12 protein-coding genes and 1 pseudogene are annotated in these 18,783 nt (G+C 61.5%); 6 read left to right on the forward strand and 7 right to left on the reverse strand.

The annotated features are described in order from the left end of the window. The 3 genes from ACK6BI_RS22170 to ACK6BI_RS22180 all read left to right on the forward strand — a co-directional run. The coding region (locus ACK6BI_RS22170) for an alpha/beta fold hydrolase (protein ID WP_409318728.1) at nt 1-2,713 on the forward strand (2,713 nt) is incomplete at its 5' end. Between the two features lie 65 nt (nt 2,714-2,778). After that, nucleotides 2,779-3,927, forward strand: a complete 1,149-nt coding sequence (gene macA, locus ACK6BI_RS22175) for a macrolide transporter subunit MacA (RefSeq protein WP_409318729.1) — start codon at nt 2,779-2,781, stop codon at nt 3,925-3,927. Between the two features lie 2 nt (nt 3,928-3,929). After that, nucleotides 3,930-5,888, forward strand: a complete 1,959-nt coding sequence (locus tag ACK6BI_RS22180; RefSeq protein ID WP_409318730.1) for a MacB family efflux pump subunit — start codon at nt 3,930-3,932, stop codon at nt 5,886-5,888. A gap of 57 nt (nt 5,889-5,945) precedes the next feature. Here the strand turns inward: ACK6BI_RS22180 and ACK6BI_RS22185 are convergent, their stop codons facing one another. From ACK6BI_RS22185 to ACK6BI_RS22215, 7 genes are all read right to left on the reverse strand, one after another. After that, complete coding sequence (locus ACK6BI_RS22185) at nt 5,946-6,719, reverse strand: helix-turn-helix transcriptional regulator (protein ID WP_409318731.1); 774 nt, start codon at nt 6,717-6,719, stop codon at nt 5,946-5,948. Between the two features lie 914 nt (nt 6,720-7,633). After that, entirely contained in the window at nt 7,634-8,866 is a 1,233-nt protein-coding gene (gene glcF, locus ACK6BI_RS22190; RefSeq protein ID WP_409318732.1) for a glycolate oxidase subunit GlcF, read from the reverse strand. A 3-nt stretch (nt 8,867-8,869) separates the two neighbouring features. Next, a complete protein-coding gene (glcE, locus tag ACK6BI_RS22195; RefSeq protein ID WP_409318733.1) occupies nt 8,870-9,934 on the reverse strand; it encodes a glycolate oxidase subunit GlcE in 1,065 nt (354 codons plus the stop codon). Next, nucleotides 9,934-11,433 (reverse strand): glycolate oxidase subunit GlcD, encoded by a 1,500-nt coding sequence (gene glcD, locus ACK6BI_RS22200; protein WP_409318734.1) that lies wholly within the window; start codon nt 11,431-11,433, stop codon nt 9,934-9,936. The genes glcE and glcD overlap by 1 nt, the downstream gene beginning before the upstream one ends. Nucleotides 11,434-11,470: 37 nt before the next feature. After that, nucleotides 11,471-12,310 carry a glutathione-dependent disulfide-bond oxidoreductase gene (gene yghU, locus ACK6BI_RS22205; protein WP_260523161.1) on the reverse strand — a complete coding sequence of 280 codons (840 nt, stop codon included), beginning with the start codon at nt 12,308-12,310 and terminating at the stop codon, nt 11,471-11,473. 127 nt (nt 12,311-12,437) lie between these two features. Continuing rightward, a complete protein-coding gene (proP, locus tag ACK6BI_RS22210) occupies nt 12,438-13,937 on the reverse strand; it encodes a glycine betaine/L-proline transporter ProP (protein ID WP_409318735.1) in 1,500 nt (499 codons plus the stop codon). A 142-nt stretch (nt 13,938-14,079) separates the two neighbouring features. Next, complete coding sequence (locus ACK6BI_RS22215) at nt 14,080-14,919, reverse strand: helix-turn-helix domain-containing protein (protein ID WP_409318782.1); 840 nt, start codon at nt 14,917-14,919, stop codon at nt 14,080-14,082. A gap of 96 nt (nt 14,920-15,015) precedes the next feature. Here ACK6BI_RS22215 and ACK6BI_RS22220 point away from each other — a divergent pair, with 96 nt between their 5' ends. The 3 genes and pseudogenes from ACK6BI_RS22220 to ACK6BI_RS22230 all read left to right on the forward strand — a co-directional run bounded on the left by ACK6BI_RS22220 (nt 15,016) and on the right by ACK6BI_RS22230 (nt 18,768). Then, the gene (locus tag ACK6BI_RS22220; protein WP_409318736.1) at nt 15,016-15,978 is read left to right on the forward strand and encodes a threonine dehydratase; all 963 of its coding nucleotides are present in this window, start codon (nt 15,016-15,018) and stop codon (nt 15,976-15,978) included. A 95-nt stretch (nt 15,979-16,073) separates the two neighbouring features. Then, nucleotides 16,074-17,037 (forward strand): annotated as a pseudogene (locus ACK6BI_RS22225) (methyltransferase regulatory domain-containing protein). A 195-nt stretch (nt 17,038-17,232) separates the two neighbouring features. Then, nucleotides 17,233-18,768 (forward strand): diguanylate cyclase, encoded by a 1,536-nt coding sequence (locus tag ACK6BI_RS22230; protein WP_409318737.1) that lies wholly within the window; start codon nt 17,233-17,235, stop codon nt 18,766-18,768. Nucleotides 18,769-18,783: the final 15 nt, after the last annotated feature.

Consider the following 18,783-nt stretch of genomic DNA (forward strand, 5'->3'; position numbering starts at 1 on the left):
GAAGGGCCTGCGCATGGTGCTGTGCGGCGGTGAACGCGCCGACCCGGCGGCCTTCCGCCGTCTGCTGGCCGAGGCGCCGGACCTGCGCATCGTCCACTGCTACGGCCCGACCGAAACCACCACCTACGCGACTACTTTTGAAGTGCGCGAAGTGGCGGAAGATGCCGACAGCGTGCCGATTGGCGGGCCGATCTCCAACACCCAGGTCTACGTACTCGACGCCCGTCAGCAAGCGGTGCCGATGGGTGTCACCGGCGAGCTGTACATCGGTGGGCAAGGTGTGGCGCTGGGTTATCTCAATCGCCCGGATCTGACTGCGGAGAAATTCCTGCAAGACCCGTTCAGCGAACAACCGGGCGCGCTGTTGTACCGCACCGGCGACCTCGCACGCTGGCTCGCCCCGGGACAACTGGAATGCCTCGGTCGCAACGATGATCAGGTGAAGATTCGTGGTTTCCGTATCGAACTGGGGGAAATCGAAAACCGCCTGCTGAGTTGCGAAGGGGTCAGGGAAGCCATCGTGCTGGCCCGTCGCGACGGCACGGAGCCGCTGCGTCTGGTGGCGTATTTCACCGCCGAAGAGGGCGTGGACAACGCCAGCCTGCGCAGCCAGTTGCAGGCGCGCCTGCCGGACTACATGGTGCCGTCGGCCTGGGTGCAGCTCGACGCTTTACCGCTGAACAACAACGGCAAGGTCGACCGCAAGGCGTTGCCGATCCCTGCGCAGGACGCGCTGCTCAGCCGCGCCTATGCAGCCCCGGTCAATTCGCTGGAGGAGACCCTCGCTCAGTTGTGGGCCGAAGTATTGCAGGTCGAGCAGGTGGGGCGTCACGACAACTTCTTCGAACTGGGCGGGCACTCGTTGCTGGCGATTCGTCTGGTCAACCTGATGCAACAGAACGGGCTGGAGGTCACCCTGGCCGAGTTGTTCCAGCATGCCAGCATCGAGTCGCTCGGCACCTTGCTCAGCCAGCGTACCGGGGCTGAGCCACAGGATGACGGGCTGGTCGTGGTGCGGGCCGGTGGTGCCGACATACCGCTGTTCCTGGTGCATGAGTTCAGCGGGCTGGACGCCTACTTCCCGGCACTCGGGCTGCATATCGAAGGCGATTTCCCGATCTATGGCCTGCCGGGTATTCCGTTCGGCGAAGCGCCGCTGCGCACCATGGAATGCCTGGCGGCGCGCATGGTGGAAATCATCCGTTCGGTGCAGCCGCAAGGGCCTTATCGCCTGGCCGGCTGGTCGTTCGGCGGGGTGCTGGCGTATGAAGTGGCGATGCAGTTGCTGGGCATGGATGAGGACGTGGCGTTCGTCGGTCTGATCGACAGTTTCGTGCCGCGCCTGACCGATCAGGGCAAGGCGCGCTGGGGCGACGAGCATTCGCACAAACGCCAGCTGTTGCAGCATTGCACGTTGTACTGGGCCGCTCGCGGCGAAGCGGGACAGGCTGCGCTGGCGCATCTGGCGCTGTTGCAGGCCGAACTCGAGCAGATCGACTTCCAGCCGTTGTTGCAGCGTTGCCGGGAAGAACAACTGCTGCACCCGGACATGGCTGCCGCTGCACCGGAGGATCTGTGGCATTACCTCGACCGTGAAGTGGCCCACGGGCATGCACTGGCTCATTACCGGATCAATCCGCTCGGACTGCCGGTGCATCTGTTCAGGGCGCAGGAACATCCGACGGAGCTGTCGCGGCGTCATCCGACCCTCGGTTGGTCGGACGAGGTACCGGCCACGCTGCTGCGCTGCTTCGATGTGCCAGGCGATCACCAGAGCATGATGCAGTCGCCCCATGTGCAAGTGCTCGGACAGGCGATCAGTCAGGCATTGCACACGTCGGCAGTCATCGAACCCCGCGCGTACCAGCCGCTGTTGACGATCCAGACCGGCCACACCGGGCATGCACCGATTTTCTGTGTGCCGGGCGCCGGAGACAGTGTCACCGGGTTCATCCATCTGACCGAGGCGTTGGGGCCGGAGTGGCCGATTTACGGGCTGCAGCCCCGAGGCCTGGACGGTGTGACGGTGCCCCACAGCCGGGTCGAAAGTGCCGCCGGTTTCTACCTGCGGGCGCTGGAGCAGTTGTATCCCCATGGGCCGGTGCATCTGATCGGGCATTCGTTCGGTGGCTGGGTAGCGTACGCCATGGCGGCGCAGTTGCAGGCGGCGGGGCGCGAAGTGGCGTCCCTGACGCTGATCGACAGCGAGTCGCCGGGCGGCAACAGCGTTGTGGGCAAGTCGTACACCACAACGGCGGCGTTGTTGCGGCTGATCGAGTCGTTGCAACTGTCCAGCGGCAAGTCATTGGGGATCGATGCACTGACCTTCGCTGAAGCCGATGACGCTACGCAAATGCGCCTGCTGCATGAGGGGATGGTTCATGCGGGCGTGCTGTCCGATCGCTCTTCTGCCGATGCGATGCGGGGCCCGGTGCGAACCTTCGCCACGGCGCTGCGCACGGTTTATCGACCGGCTCTGGCCTATACCGGACCGGTGCGCCTGGCGCTCGTGGACGACCCGACGCTGGACACCCTCGGCAACCAGCGTGAACAGGCGGCCATGCTCGAGGGCTGGCAGCGTGAAGCCAGGTATCTGACGGTGTGGTACGGCCCCGGCAACCACTTCACGATCCTCAAGGCGCCCAACGTCTTCAGTCTTGCGGCGTGGTGGCATGACGGGCTGACCGTGGCGGCGGGGCAGGTAGTGTCCTGATCGATTTTTTAACCTGGAGCCCGGCCACTGGCCGGGCTCGACCCTGAACGGAATTGTGGTCATTTATGGAACAGTCGAAGTTGCGCAAAGTCGGTCTGGGGATCGCGTTGACGCTGGTGGCCGGGTTGGTGTTCTACACGGTGCAGGCACCGGCCGAAGCGCCGCAATACCTGACCGCCACGGTCGAACGAGGCGACATTGAAAACGCGGTGCTGGCCACCGGTCTGCTGGAAGGCATCAAACAGGTGGACGTCGGTGCCCAGGTCTCGGGGCAGTTGAAGTCGCTGAAGGTCAAGGTCGGCGACAAGGTCAAGAAGGGCCAGTGGCTGGCGGAAATCGACCCGCTGGTGCTGCAAAACACTTTGCGTCAGGCGCAGGTCGACGAGGAAAACCTGCAAGCCCAGCGCCGGGCAACTCAGGCTCAGTTGCGCCAGACCAAGGCAATCTACGAGCGCTATCAGAACCTGCAGGAGGACGCGTCGATCTCGCGGCAGGATTTCGAAACCGCGCAATCGAACTACGAGGTGCAACAGGCCAATCTGTTGTCGCTGGACGCGCAGATCAAGAGCGCGCATATCCAGATCGACACGGCCAAGGTCAATCTGGCCTACACGCGGATCGTCGCGCCCATCGACGGCGACGTGGTGGGTATCGTCACCCAGGAAGGCCAGACCGTGATCGCCAACCAGTTGGCGCCGATCCTGCTGAAACTGGCGGATCTGGACACCATGACCGTCAAGGCTCAGGTGTCGGAGGCTGACGTCATTCATATCGCACCGGGACAGGAGGTGTACTTCACCATTCTCGGCGAGGACAAGCGTTACTACGGCAAGCTGCGCGGCACCGAGCCCGCACCGCAGAACTTCCTCGAGACCCCGCCCGCCGGCACGCCGAAACAGAACACGGCGGTGTTCTACAACGCGCTGTTCGAGGTGCCCAATCCCGATCATCGTTTGCGTATTTCCATGACGGCGCAGGTGCGCGTGGTACTCGATACCGCCAAATCGGTGTTGACGATTCCGGTGGCGGCGCTGGGCCCACGCAACCACGATGGCAGTTTTCCGGTGCGGGTGCTGGACGCCAAGGGCCAGGCGCAAACGCGCAACGTGCAGACCGGGATCAACAATAACGTCAAGGTTCAGGTCAACGAAGGCCTGGCTGAAGGCGACCGGGTGGTGATCGGTGATCCGGTGGCGAAAATGGCGGGGGCATGAGCATGACCGAACCCCTGTTGCAACTGAGCGGCATCAGCCGCAGTTTCACCGCGGGCGACCGTGAGTTTCTGGCGCTGAAGCATATCGATCTGACGATCAATGCCGGGGAAATGGTGGCGATCATCGGTGCGTCGGGCTCCGGTAAATCCACGCTGATGAACATCCTCGGCTGCCTCGACTACGCCACCGCCGGCAGCTACAGGATCAACGGCCGGGAAACCCGGGATCTGGACAATCAGGCGCTGGCCGAGCTGCGCCGCGATTATTTCGGTTTCATCTTCCAGCGCTACCACCTGTTGCCGCATCTGAGTGCGATGCACAACGTCGAAATGCCGGCGATCTACGCCGGCACGCCGGAGCCGCAGCGTCACGCCCGGGCCCGTGAACTGTTGGCGCGGCTGGGGCTGAAAGGGCACCTGACGCATCGTCCCAGTCAACTGTCGGGCGGTCAGCAACAGCGGGTGAGTATTGCCCGAGCGTTGATGAACGGCGGTGAAGTGATCCTCGCCGACGAACCGACCGGCGCGCTCGATACTACCAGCGGCAAGGAGGTGATGCGCATTCTGCTGGAACTGCACGCCGCGGGGCACACGGTGATTCTGGTGACTCACGACCCGAAGGTCGCCGCCAACGCCGAGCGCATCATTGAAGTCAGCGACGGCGAAATCCTCAGCGACCGCCGCAACGAGCGCGACACCATGGCATTGAGCAGCGAGGATGCCGTGCCACCCAAGTCCACGACAGTGCGGCGTCTGGTGGCCAGCCTCGGTTTGTTCAAGGAAGCGTTCAACATGGCCTGGGTCGCGCTGATCTCCCACCGGATGCGCACCTTGTTGACCATGCTCGGGATCGTCATCGGCATCACCTCGGTGGTGTCGATCTCGGCCATCGGCGAAGGGGCCAAGCGCTATGTACTCAAGGACATTCAGGCCATCGGCAGCAATACCATCGATATCTATTCCGGCACCAGTTTCGGTGACAGTCGTTCGGCGGCCATCGAAACCCTGGTGCCCGCCGACGTGACCGCACTCAATCAACTCTACTACGTCGACAGCGCCACGCCGGTGGTGGGACGCAACCTGTTGCTGCGCTATCGCAACATCGACCTGGATGCGCAGGTCAACGGTGTCAGCGATCTGTATTTCCAGGTGCGCGGGATCAAGATGGAGTCGGGCATTGCGTTCAGCGAAAGCGACGCCCGGCGTCAGGCGCAGGTGGCGGTGATCGATCACAACACCCGAAACCGATTGTTTGGCGAAGGCGTCGATCCGCTGGGGCAGGTGATCCTGATCGGCAACTTGCCGTGCACGGTGATCGGTGTGGCGGCGGAGAACAAGAACATCTTCTCGTCGAGCAAGTCGCTCAACGTCTGGGTGCCCTATGAAACCGCAGCGGGCCGGTTGCTGGGCCAGCGCTATCTGGACAGCATCAGCGTGCGCATCAAGGACGGCCAGCCGAGCAAAGTGGTGGAGGAACACGTCAACAAACTGATGCTGCAGCGCCACGGCACCAAGGACTTCTTCACCAACAACCTCGACAGCGTGATGCAGACCGTGCAGAAAACCAGTCGCTCACTGGCCTTGCTGCTGTCGCTGATTGCGGTGATTTCGCTGGTGGTGGGCGGCATCGGCGTGATGAACATCATGCTGGTATCGGTCACCGAACGGACCCGTGAGATCGGTATTCGCATGGCGGTCGGTGCACGGCAGTCGGATATTCGTCAGCAATTTCTGGTGGAAGCGGTGATGGTCTGTCTGCTGGGTGGCGCCATCGGTATCTCGCTGTCCTACGCCATCGGTCATCTGTTTTCGTTGTTCATCAAAGAGTGGGAAATGGTGTTCTCGCTGACCTCGGTGCTCACCGCCGTGATCTGCTCGACCCTGATCGGCATCGTGTTCGGCTTCGTACCGGCGCGCAATGCGTCGCGCCTCGATCCGATCGAGGCGTTGGCCCGGGATTGACGAAGGCGTAAAAAGACCGCCGTCCTTTGCAGGAGGGCGGTCTTTTTCACGACGGTATCAGGCTGCGTTCGACGGACCGCAGACTGCCGGGCAGTCCTTTGGCGAATACATCCAGCGCATCAGCGAATGACGCCCGCTGATACCGAGTTTGATGGCGGCACGCTTGAGGTAGCTTTCAACGGTATTGACCTTCAGTTGCAACTGCTCGGCCAGCTCAGGCGCGGTGCGTCCGGCGAGCAGGCCGACACACACTTCCATTTCACGGTTCGACAGGCTCAGTCCCAGTTGTTCAACTCGCTCGCAAAAACGCAGGCGCAGGGTTTCCAGGCCTTGCAGGGTCGATTCCGATTGTTCATACGGCTGTCCCTGTGCATCAACGCTTGTCGGTTGCAGGGCATTGATGTGTTTTTCCACCATCGGCAACAGCACCGGGGAAATATCCTGCAGCAGGTTGCGCTCCTGAGCGGAAAAACGTTTTGACGGGCCGCAGCGATAGACCGAGATCACATAGCGGTAACCATCGTTGCGCCGGGTCAGATGTAATTGCGAGGCATCGGTGACGGTCGAGGGTTCCGGGACGGGCAAGTCATTGGCGCCGGGCAGGGGGCTCAGTTCGGAATAGACCGTTTCGGTCAGCAGGGCGGCTTCCTTGACGCATTCGGGCTCGCTGCGTGGTTGCGTACGTCCGAGCGGTTCCACGCGCATCTGCCGGATGTGTGTGGCGTCCACCGCCAGTTGAGTCAGGATCAGGTCATGCAGCATCCGTGGGAAATGCCGGCTGCCCGTGCTGGCGATGACTTTGCCGATGTGAGGAAACAGCTGTGAGTTCATGTCGTTCATCCATGAGTTGCAGTGTGGTACTCGTGCTCCTGAACCACCGGAAAACAGCTCCATGCCCGGCGACAGCGCATCAGGAAATTGGATCCTATCTTAGTACAACGATTCAGCGACGATTTAATGAAGGGGCTATTAGCTAATAACCGACGGTGAAGGAGACAAAGGGATGACGGATGTCAGCGAAATGTCTTACGGCTTAACAGGATCAATTTATAAAAAGTCCTATAAATGACAGTTTTAAAGAGCAAAAAAAGCCCGTTTCAACCGAAGCTGAAACGGGCTTTTTCCCACATCGGCAACCGTTACTTCAGGTTGTCAAAATGGTCTCGCAGGAACTCGTAAAAGCGAAACGCTTGAAACGATCTCCATACGAGGCTCAGTGTACGAAGCAAAAGTTTCATACGTTTTGGCCTCCAGGTCGGGGGCCAGACCTCCAGCGCACTTACCGGACCATGGGCGCCTTCGGACATCAACGTCAGTCCTGTCCATGAGGCGGCCGGTTGTGATCCCTCCGAGCCTTCATTCCGGCACGGGTGCAAAACCGTGTCGAAGGGCATGAAACCGTTATGGTTCCAGCCAAACCTCATGGACGTACTGACGAGTGAGCGCTGGGATATTAACCTGACTTGTGGCGGGATTTTGAGGATCAAGGATAAACGTTTTAGATGTTTTGTAATTCGTTATTTCTGTCAGCACATTTTGAGGCGATACACGTCCGTCAGCCTCTTCCTTGTTTTCGTATGGCACGCAAAATAACGTTGCAACCAAGACCAAAGATTAATAGTATTCCGGCACGTCAGTTCTGTCCGTGAGACAAAAAAGGCCCCAGCCGCAAACTGAGGCCTACCGGAAAACCGCCCCGCAAAGGCGGTTTTTTTTCGCCCGTCGTTCGACCGCCGCCAGCAATACTAGATCTGGTCCACCAATGGCAACGCGGCATCCACCAGCTCGATCCAGTGCCTGACCGGTGTGCGTCCCGCACCGTCAAGGTGGGCCTGGCAACCGATATTTGCGGTGACGATGACTTCCGGATGACCGCTTTCCAGAGCATTCAGCTTCTGGTCGCGCAGTTGCCGGGCCAGGTCCGGTTGAGTGATCGAATAGGTCCCCGCCGAGCCGCAGCACAAATGGGCGTCCGGCACGGTCGTGAGGTTGAAGCCCAGCCGGCTCAGCACCGATTCCACCGCGCCGCCGAGTTTCTGCGCGTGTTGCAAGGTGCAGGGGCAGTGGAAGGCCAGGCGTTGATCGGCATGAATGCCAAGGGACTCGAGCGGCTCCTCGCGCAATACTTCGACCAGATCTTTCGCCAGCGCACTCACGGTTTTCGCCTTCTCGGCGTAGGCCGGATCAGTGCAAAGCAAGTGTCCGTAATCCTTGATGAACGCACCGCAGCCGCTGGCGGTCTGTACGATCGCCTCGGCACCTTGTTCGATGGCCGGCCACCATGCGTCGATGTTCTTGCGGGCCCGCTCAAGTCCTTTGGCCTGGGCATCGAGGTGATAGTCCACGGCGCCGCAACAACCGGCATTTCGTGCTGGAGCCATGCTGATTCCCAGTCGATCCAGCACCCGTGCCGCCGCCGTATTGGTGTTGGGCGACAGACCCGGTTGCACGCAGCCTTCGAGCATCAGCATCTGGCGGGCATGACGGGTTGCCGGGCGGCGCTCGGTTGCAGAGGTGTTGCGTGGCAGTTTGGCTTGCAGAATCTCGGGCAACAGCACGCGGAAGATCCGGCCAGTACCGAGCAGTCTCTTGAACAGAAAGGCATCGGGCGCCACTGCACGCAAACCTCCGCGCAACAAGCGTTGGCCGACGGGCCGCGGCACGGCCGCATCAACCACAGCCCGGCCGATATCCAGCAGGTTGTGATAGTCCACACCGGACGGGCAGGTGGTTTCGCAATTGCGGCAGGACAGGCAGCGATCCAGGTGCCGTTGGGTCTTGCGGGTGACTTCGTTGCCTTCCAGCACCTGTTTGATCAGGTAAATGCGACCTCGCGGGCCGTCGAGTTCATCGCCGAGCAACTGATAGGTCGGGCAGGTCGCGTTACAGAAACCGCAGTGTACGCAGGTGCGCAGGATGCGCTCGGCTTCTTCGGCACGGGGCAGTTGTCGGGCCTTTTCGCTGAGAGTGGTCTGCATGGTTCAAAGCTCCGCGTACAGGCGACCGGGGTTGAAGATGCCCTGAGGATCGAGCTGTTGCTTGAGGCGACGGTGATAATGCAAGAGGGCGGGCGAAAGAGGATGGAAGGGCGCATCGATCAAACCATGGCTGTAGCAGGTCGCATGCCCGCCAACCTTCGAAACCGCCTGGCGGATCAGCGCCGCTTCCTCCCCTGACTTGAGCCACTGCTGGGCGCCGCCCCAGTCAAGCAACCGGGTGCCATTCACGTCCAGTGGCGATGCATTGTTCGGCACTGAAAGGCGCCACAGCGGCATGTCTTCATCGAAGAAGGCCAGGCGCTGTTCATTCAAGTCCGCCCAATAGGATCCGTCGAGTATTTCGCCGCCGAGACGATCACGGGCGGCACCCACCGAACCATCACCTCCTTCCAGCCGCAAATGCAGCCGCTGACCGTCGTGGCAGGCGGCGCTGATCGGCAACGGTTGTTGGCTCCATTCCACCAGGCGCTGCAAGGCTCGCTCGCTGTCCATCTCCAGGCTGATGCTCAGGCACTGACGCGGCCTGGGCAGGACTTTGAGCGAGACTTCGGTAATGACCCCGAGCGCGCCGTAGCTGCCGGCCATCAGCCGGGAAAGGTCATAACCGGCGACGTTCTTCATGACCTCACCGCCGAACCGCAGGTGCTTGCCATGACCGGTGATTATTCGGGTGCCGAGCACGAAATCCCGCACCGCCCCTGACCATGGCCGTCGCGGGCCCGACAGACCGCTGGCGACCATCCCGCCCACCGTTGCGTCGTCGGCGAAGGCCGGAGGCTCGCACGGCAACATTTGTTGTGAAGCGTCCAGCACCGCCAGCAGTTCGGCCAGCGGTGTGCCGCAGCGTGCGGTGATCACCAATTCGGTCGGGTCGTAGTGGACAATGCCGCGATGGGTGCGGGTGTCGAGGATTTCTCCGGCAACGATGCGCCCCAGAAAGGCCTTGCTGTTGGCGCCCTGAATCCGCAACGGCGTTGCAGCGTGCAACGCCTGATTGACCTGCTCAAGCAGCGCGGCGCTGTCATCGACGTCTTTGCCATGATTCATCAGAAACGCTCCAGCTCGGGGAAGGGCAGCTGTCCTGCGTGGATATGCATGGCGCCGAATTCGGCGCAGCGGTGCAGGGTCGGGATGTTCTTGCCCGGGTTGAGCAGACCGCCGGGGTCGAACGCGGCTTTGACGGCATGGAACAGGGTCAGCTCATCGCTGTTGAACTGTGCGCACATCTGGTTGATTTTCTCCCGTCCCACACCGTGTTCGCCGGTGATGCTGCCGCCGACCTTTACACACAGTTCGAGAATTCTGCCTCCCAGGATTTCGGCGCGCTCCAGCTCTCCGGGCCGGTTGGCATCGAACAGAATCAACGGATGCATGTTGCCGTCGCCGGCATGGAACACGTTGGCCACCCGCAGGCCATGTTCGGCGGACAACTGCGCAATGGCTTTCAGCACGCCGGGCAGTTCGCGGCGCGGGATGGTGCCATCCATGCAGTAGTAATCCGGTGACAGACGACCCACGGCAGGAAAGGCATTCTTGCGCCCGGCCCAGAAGCGCACGCGCTCGGCCTCGTCCCTGGCCTGACGCACTTCGCTGGCACCGGCGTTCTCCAGCACCTGGCGTACGCGGAGGCAGTCATCGTGGACGTCGGCTTCAACGCCATCGAGTTCACACAGCAAGATGGCTTCGGCGTCCACCGGGTAGCCGGCGTGGATGAAATCCTCGGCGGCGCGGATCGCCAGGTTATCCATCATTTCCAGGCCTCCGGGGATGATGCCGGCGGCGATGATGTCGGCCACGGCTCGGCCGGCGTTTTCCACGGAGTCGAAGGCGGCCAGCAAGACTTTTGCGGTCTGCGGTCTGGGCAGCAGCTTGACCGTGATTTCGGTGATCACACCCAGCAGGCCTTCGGAGCCGGTGAACAGCGCCAGCAGATCGAAACCGGGAGAATCGAATGCGTCGGAGCCGAGCGTGAGGTGTTCGCCGTCTACGGTGAGAATGTCGACCTTGAGCAGGTTGTGCACGGTCAGGCCGTATTTCAGACAATGCACGCCACCGGCGTTTTCCGCGACGTTGCCACCGATGGAACAGGCAATCTGCGAGGACGGGTCCGGCGCGTAATACAGGCCAAACGGCGCGGCAGCCTGGGAGATCGCCAGATTGCGTACTCCCGGCTGAACCCGTGCGGTGCGAGCGGCCGGGTCGATGTGCAGGATGTTGTTGAAGCGCGCCATCACCAGCAGCACGCCTTTTTCCAGCGGCAGCACCCCACCGGACAAACCGGTGCCGGCACCCCGGGCCACCACCGGCACGTTCATCTCATGACAGATTCGCAAGATGCCCTGCACTTCATCCAGATGTCGTGGCAGAACCACCAGCAGCGGTGTGGTGCGATAGGCGGACAACCCGTCGCATTCGTACGGGGCGAGATCCTCGCGCTGGTGCAGGATTTCCAGTGCTGGCCACTGGTTGTGCAGCGCCTGCAACAGCGCGGTTTTATCGACGTCCGGCAGGGTGCCGTCGACCTGTTCGTCGTAAAGAATGTTCATGCGGGCGCCCCTTGTTTTTATTATCGGCTGCGAGCGATTACTTCAGATCAGCCGCCTCATGTCTTTCGGGGACCTGGCTCGCTTCGTCGCCCCAGGTGCGGTTGACACGCTGCCCACGGATGACCGCCGGCCGTCTGGCGATGTCCTCGGCCCAGCGCTGCACATGGGTGTATTCGTGAGCCGACAGGAACTCGGCTGCGCCGTACACGTTGTTGCGCACCAGTTGCCCGTACCACGGCCAGACCGCGATGTCGGCGATGGTGTAGTGGTCGCCGGCAAGATAAGGGCTTTCGGCAAGACGCCGGTCGAGCACATCCAGCTGACGCTTGGCTTCCATGGTGAAGCGGTTGATCGGGTATTCAAACTTTTCCGGTGCGTAGGCATAAAAATGCCCGAAACCGCCGCCCAGGTAGGGCGCCGAGCCCATTTGCCAGAACAGCCAGTTCAGGGTTTCGGTGCGGCCGGCGAGGTCGGTGGGCAGGAAGGCGCCGAACTTTTCGGCCAGATAAAGCAGGATCGAGCCGGATTCGAATACGCGGATTGCCGGCTCCACGCTGCGGTCCAGCAGTGCCGGGATCTTTGAGTTCGGGTTGACCCCGACAAAGCCGCTGGAGAACTGATCGCCTTCGCCGATGCGGATCAGCCAGGCGTCGTATTCGGCGCCGGCATGACCCAGAGCCAGCAATTCTTCCAGCAGGATGGTGACTTTCACGCCGTTGGGTGTGGCCAGCGAATACAGTTGCAACGGATGCTTGCCGACGGGCAGTTGCTTGTCATGGGTCGGCCCGGCAATCGGACGATTGATGTTGGCGAAGTGGCCGCCGGACGGAGCGCTGTGTTTCCAGACCTTGGGTGGTACGTAAGGCGCCTTGCTCATGAACGAACCTCATCGTCAGTTGCTGAAATGTGTGAGCCGGCAGAAAAAACCACCGGCTCCTGACGAACAGAACACCACAGAACGGCGTTTGAATGCCACCCTGTTGTCCCATCAACTCTTTATATGGTTATTCGATTCGCGGGTGCTGTTGCGCCAGATGATCGCGTTTGGCTTGCAGCTCGGCGATCTCGGCGTCGATGTCCTCGATTTTCTGTTCGATGTTGTCGTGGTGCTCCTGCAACAGCTCCCGCGCTTCAGCGATATCGGAAGCTGCCGGCGCGGCTCCGCGTAGCGGTTTGTTGGCGGTTTCTCTCATGGTCACACCGGTAATCAACCCGACGACAGCGGTCACCATCAGGTAATAGGCCGGCATGTACAGGTTCTGGGTGCTTTCCACCAGCCACGCTGCGACGGTCGGTGTCACCCCGGCGATCAGCACCGAGACGTTGAACGCACTGGCCAGCGCGCTGTAGCGGATGTGGGTCGGGAACATCGCCGGCAGCGTAGAGGCCATGACACCGATGAAGAAGTTGAGCACCACGGCCAGTATCAGCAGGCCGGAGAAGATCAGGCCGATCTTGCCGCTGTTGATCAGCATGAAGGCGGGAATCGCCAGAATGAACAGAGCGATGCTGCCGAAGATGATGAAGGGACGGCGGCCGATCTTGTCGCTGATAAAACCGATGGCAGGTTGTACGAACAGCATGCCGACCATGATTGCGATGATGATCAACACCCCGCGGTTCTCGCTGTAATGCAGGTTGTGCGACAGGTAGCTCGGCATGTAGGTCAGCAGCATGTAATAGGTGACGTTGGTCGCCGCCACCACGCCGATGCAGGTCATCAGGCTGCGCCAGTGTTTGGTCGCGACTTCCTTGAACGACACTTTCGGGCCGCCGGCCAGGCCTTCGCGGTCACCTTGCTCAAGCTTGTCGACATGTTGCTGGAAGGCCGGTGTCTCTTCGAGCGCGTGACGCAGGTAGAGGCCGATCATGCCCAGCGGCAGGGCGAGGAAGAACGGCAGGCGCCAGCCCCATTCCTGGAATTTCTCTTCGCCGATGATTGCGGTAATCAGCACCACCACACCGGCACCCAGGACGAAACCGGCGATGGAACCGAAGTCCAGCCAGCTGCCGAGAAAGCCGCGTTTGCGATCCGGCGCATATTCGGCGACGAAAATCGAAGCACCGGTGTACTCGCCCCCGACAGAAAAGCCCTGGGCCATTTTCGCCAGCAACAGAAGGATCGGCGCCCAGATGCCGATCGAGGCATAGGAGGGAATCAGCCCGATGGCGAACGTACTGAGTGACATGATGACGATGGTTGCCGCGAGGACTTTCTGGCGTCCGTATTTGTCCCCCAGCGCACCGAAGAACAGCCCGCCCAGTGGCCGGATCAGGAACGGTACCGAGAACGTCGCCAGTGCCGCGATCATTTGCACGCCGGGATCGGCCCCGGGGAAAAATACCTTGCCCAGCACATAGGCCACGAAGCCGTAAACGCCGAAATCGAACCACTCCATCGCGTTGCCCAGCGCCGCAGCGGTGATGGCCTTGCGCATCTTGGCGTCGTCGACAATGGTGATGTCTTTCAACCCGATCGGGCTGACGCTTTCCTTTGATTCCATGGGATTCACTCTGCATCGGATCTGTTTTTGTGCAAACCGGCAGGCCCCGAGAGTCTGGGGCCAGAGCGGTTCGCCTTGGCCGATGCCATCTCCTTGATGGCACGGCTTCTTCCAGATCAGATACAAGCGGACACGAAAAAATTCACCACTCAACCGGTTTTTTGCCGATGACGCCATCGTGGCGCGATCTTGCACGCAATTGCGCCGGACTCACGCCCAGTCGTTGTGAAAACGCACGGCTCATGTGTGCCTGGGAATTGAAACCGCAGGCGAGGGCGATCTCCGAAAGGCCGGCGCGGGCGTCGTGCATCAGCGCCCGGGCGCGAGCCAGGCGTCGGTCGATCAGATAACTATGGGGGCTTTTGCCGGTGGTCTGTTTGAAGGCGCGGTTGAAATAGCCTTCGGACAAATCCAGCAATTTCGCCATGGCCAGGACACCCAGCGGACCGTCGAGGCCGGCGTCGATGAATTCGTCGAGCAGGCGCATGCGACGGTCGGTGAGGGCGCCTTGAGACGGTGGAATGGATTGCCCTTGGGCTCGGTCTGCCAGTTCGAGGGCCCAGGTTTCCCATTCATCGTCCACCGAGGCCCTCAGCATCGCGCTGCGCATGCGCGATGCAAGGCGAATGGCCGGCGGATCGATGCGGTTGTTGAAGGCCCGATCACCCACCAGCGCCACGCCGTCGGTGCGAATCACCCGCAGGTATTCACCGCCCGTGGGGGACTCGGACATCACGTCACAGCCAGCCGGGACGAACGCCAGACCATTGGGCAGCGCATCGAAGGGGCGGATCCGATCACTGCCGATGGCGTGCACGCCGCGCTGGCTGTCGAAGGCGAAACCGATCGCCGATTGAGTCGCGACATAACGGGCTGTGTAGGCGGCACCGGGCAACAATTCGATCGCCCACGGGCCGGCCTCGATACGACGGACCGGTTCGGGGACGACGGGTGACGGCGGGCGATGGCTCATGCCCGCCATGGTAGTGAAGAACCGAGGCAAAAGTCAGGTCGGTTTTTTGAAAGCCGACGTGATGTGCCTGTGCCTAGACTGGGGGCCACGCACAAGGAGATTCCCATGCATTTACTGACTCGCCAAGACATCGAACAGGCTGCCCGTCAGGTTTACCAGGTGATGCCGGCCACCGCTCAATATCGCTGGCCGTTGCTGGCCGAGCGACTGGGTTGCACGGTATGGGTCAAGCACGAAAATCACACGCCGACCGGCGCTTTCAAAGTGCGCGGTGGCATCACTTTCATGCACTGGCTTCGGCGTGAACACCCGAACGTTAAAGGCATTGTCTCTGCCACGCGCGGCAACCACGGGCAAAGCCTGGCGCTGGCAGCGCGAGAAGCAGGGCTGAAGGCATTGATTGTGGTGCCGCAGGGCAATTCGCTGGAGAAAAACAACGCCATGCGCGGCTTCGGTGGCGAAGTGGTCGAGTACGGACGGGATTTCGATGAGGCTCGCGAGGAAGCGGCGCGGTTGGCGCAGGCGCACGGGCTCTTTCTGGTGCCACCGTTTCACACCGAACTGGTCAAGGGCGTGGCGACCTATGCGCTGGAGCTGTTCAGTGCGGCACCCGATCTGCACACCGTTTACGTGCCCATCGGTTGCGGCTCTGGCATTTGTGGCGTGATCGCTGCTCGGGATGCGCTGGGTCTGGAGACCCGGGTGGTGGGCGTGGTGTCCACAGAAGCGGCCGCTGCCAAGCTGTCCTTCGAAGCAAAAACCCTGTGCGAGACCGCCTCCGCCAATACCTTTGCCGACGGCCTGGCCGTGCGCAAGCCGATTGCCGAGGCGTTCGATGTCTACGGAGCCGGCGCTGCACGTATCGTCTCCGTCAGCGAGGAGGAAATCGCCGAAGCCGTGCGCGTGTATTACACCGACACCCACAACCTCGCCGAAGGCGCCGGCGCTGCGGCACTGGCGGCGTTGATGCAGGAGCGGCAGAAGATGCAGGGTCAACGAGTGGGGGTGATTCTGTCCGGCGGGAACATCGACCGGTCGGTGTATGCGCAGGTGATTGGCCGAGGATGAGCCCATCGCAACAGAATCAGGGCTTTTTGCGCTTGTGAATCGCCCTGAGTACCCCTATAAGTGCCGTTCCCACTACCAAAATAAAGGGTGCGCGCATGAGCAATGCCTGGAACGAAGGTTATTTCACGGACGAAGGCTACACCTACGGGTACAGCCGGGAAATCAATCCGGTTTTCCAGCGTTATTGTTTGTTGCTGCGCGGTTTTGCCACGCTTGAGGGCAGCGACGGCTATCACTGCGAACTGGGCTTTGGCCAAGCTCGACTACGCCACCACGGCTGTCCCGCTGGATTCGGTGGACCCGCTCAACCTGACTGCCGAAGGCATGGACTTTCTGGAAGGCATCGAGCATCCGGTCATGCGCGAGCAGGCGCGTGATTACTTCGTCAATCAGAACTTCCGTCGCGATCTCTACGTCCGTGGCGCCACCCGCCTGTCCGCCTCCGAGCACCGTGAGCGCATGCTCGGCACCCGCTTCGTTCTGATGCAACTGGCGGACAGTGTTGCGGGCAGCGTCACCGGACCGGCGGGTTCGGCAACCTTGCAGGCGGAAATTTACGGTCCGGTGCTGGAGGCGCTGGCGGACGACGCCTATGTGCCGAAAACCCTGCGCCACTTGCTGGAAGCTACGCAGTCGTTGAGTTATGGCGATGTGGAGCAGGCGCTTAATGTGCTGATCGGAATGGGCGCCGTGGCACCGTGCCAGAGTGAAGCGGCCGAGGCACAGGTGCAGGCGCGCTGCAGCACCCTCAATCTGCAACTGTGCAGACGCTCGCTGTTCGACCACAAGATTCAGGTACTGGCCAGCCCGGTCACCGGCGGTGGCGTGACGGTCAGCCGCTTCCAGCAGTTGTTTCTGATTTCGATCAAGCAAGGCAAAACCCGTCCGGCCGACTGGGCACTGCTGGCCTGGGGCATCATCGGCGGTCAGGGCGAAGGCTTGCCCAAGGACGGCAAGGCACTGACCACTGCCGAAGAAAACATTGCCGAACTGACCGAACAGGCCGAGGCGTTTGCCGAGCGTTCGCTTGTCGTTCTCAAGGCACTGAAAGTCGTTTAGCGGCAATACGTCTTTCGGGATTGGGGTTTTTATCGAACCGGGCGATCAGCGAACAGTTCATCGAGGACCCGACACGCCGTTGCTGCGCCGTCGATGGACTGCTTGTATCCTGCGCGGCCCCGAACAGACGGTCGCCGATGTTGCCTCGGTCCGACAGCGGCCATGAGGGAAACGGACTTTCCAAAAGGTACTGATGTGAAGCGTGATACCCACCTCGTGATGCTGTTGCTGTTGATGATCGGCTGCTCCCTGGCGTCGCTGACCATCTGGAAGGTGCTGAGCTCTCGGGAACAGGCACTGGACGAAGTGAACGTCCACGGGCTGAACCTGACCCAGGCGCTCGCGACCTATTCCGAAGGCATCGTCCGGCAGAGCTCGCTGCTGTTGCTCGGGCTCGTCGAGCGTCTGGAAACCGAGGGCAGCGGCCCCGCGCAGATCGAACGCTTGAGTGCCCTGGTCAAACGCCAACAGCCGCTGATGCCGCAGCTCAGTGGCGTTGCCGTCTACGATAAACACGGCCACTGGCTGATGTCCTCCAACCGACCGATTCCGGCGGGGGCCAACAGCAGTGACCGGGCCTACTTCATCCATCACCGCGACGATCCCTCCCGCGAGCCCTTCATCGGCCCGCCCATCCGTAGCCGCTCGAATCAGGAGTGGGTGATAACAGTCAGTCGCCGCTTCAATGACGCGCATGGAGATTTTGCCGGTGTGGTGGCGGTCACCCTGGGCGTCGAGAACTTCCTGCGACTGTTCGGCAAGCTCGACGTCGGGCAGGAGGGGGCCATCGGTCTGTCCTATACCGACGGTACGCTGCTGGTGCGTTATCCCTTCCGCGAACAGGACATGGGGCGCAATTTCTCCAAGTCGCCCATCTATGCGAAGTACCTGGTGGACCAGTCGGTGGGCACCGCATCTTTCACGTCCAGCCTTGACGGGGTGGAGCGGCTCTACGCGTTTCGCAAGAGTGAAAAGCTGCCGCTGATTACCACGGTCGCGCTCGGCAAGCGCGAAGCCTTGGCGGCGTGGCGACTGGAGGCGCTTTTGTCGCTGGTGGTGGTTGCGTCGTTGTTGGCGCTCACGGGCGTGATCGGCTGGTTTCTCATTGTCGATATACGTCGGCGGACCCAGGTGGAAGGGGAGTTGCGGCTCACCCAACAGCAGTTGCTCGGTTCCAATCGGCAGCTGGAATTGCTGGCGAGGAAAGATGCGCTGACCGGCCTCGCCAATCGCCGCTGTTTCGATGAAACCTTGGCCATGGAAGCGCGCCGGGCACAAAGGGACGGGGCGACTCTGGCCCTGCTGATGATCGATATCGACTACTTCAAGCTGTTCAACGATTCCCAGGGGCATGTTGCCGGCGACGCTTGCCTGCAACGGGTGGGGAAGGTGCTTGAGGCCTGTGTGCGGCGACCGTCGGACCTGGTGGCGCGCTATGGCGGGGAAGAGATCGCGATCATCATGCCCGACACCGATGGCGAGGGAGCGACGGTCGTGGCGCAACTGATTCTGGAGCGACTGTCGCAAGCGTCCATTGCTCATCCGGCGAGCCCGTTCGGCAGGGTGACGGTCAGTATCGGCGTCACCGCGGTGGCCGGTCCGCAGCTTGCAGAGGTGCAGGCGCTGATCGAGGCGGCCGATCAGGCCCTGTACCAGGCGAAGTCCACAGGGCGGAACCGGATGGCAAGGCGTGCTCCCGGCGAAAGTGCCCATTCAGCACAACCCGTGTGAGCCTGCTGAACGGGC

Origin of the sequence: Pseudomonas sp. KCJK9016 (assembly GCF_046231795.1) — a bacterium.
In the GTDB taxonomy this organism is placed as follows: Bacteria; Pseudomonadota; Gammaproteobacteria; order Pseudomonadales; family Pseudomonadaceae; genus Aquipseudomonas; species Aquipseudomonas bananamidigenes.

Excerpts from the sequence above, each read along its gene's own strand:
- macA (WP_409318729.1), top strand. The coding sequence starts at position 2,779 with ATGGAACAGTCGAAGTTGCGCAAAGTCGGTCTGGGGATCGCGTTGACG.
- ACK6BI_RS22180 (WP_409318730.1), top strand. The coding sequence starts at position 3,930 with ATGACCGAACCCCTGTTGCAACTGAGCGGCATCAGCCGCAGTTTCACC.
- ACK6BI_RS22185 (WP_409318731.1), bottom strand. The coding sequence starts at position 6,719 with ATGAACTCACAGCTGTTTCCTCACATCGGCAAAGTCATCGCCAGCACG.
- glcF (WP_409318732.1), bottom strand. The coding sequence starts at position 8,866 with ATGCAGACCACTCTCAGCGAAAAGGCCCGACAACTGCCCCGTGCCGAA.
- glcE (WP_409318733.1), bottom strand. The coding sequence starts at position 9,934 with ATGAATCATGGCAAAGACGTCGATGACAGCGCCGCGCTGCTTGAGCAG.
- glcD (WP_409318734.1), bottom strand. The coding sequence starts at position 11,433 with ATGAACATTCTTTACGACGAACAGGTCGACGGCACCCTGCCGGACGTC.
- yghU (WP_260523161.1), bottom strand. The coding sequence starts at position 12,310 with ATGAGCAAGGCGCCTTACGTACCACCCAAGGTCTGGAAACACAGCGCT.
- proP (WP_409318735.1), bottom strand. The coding sequence starts at position 13,937 with ATGGAATCAAAGGAAAGCGTCAGCCCGATCGGGTTGAAAGACATCACC.
- ACK6BI_RS22215 (WP_409318782.1), bottom strand. The coding sequence starts at position 14,919 with ATGGCGGGCATGAGCCATCGCCCGCCGTCACCCGTCGTCCCCGAACCG.
- ACK6BI_RS22220 (WP_409318736.1), top strand. The coding sequence starts at position 15,016 with ATGCATTTACTGACTCGCCAAGACATCGAACAGGCTGCCCGTCAGGTT.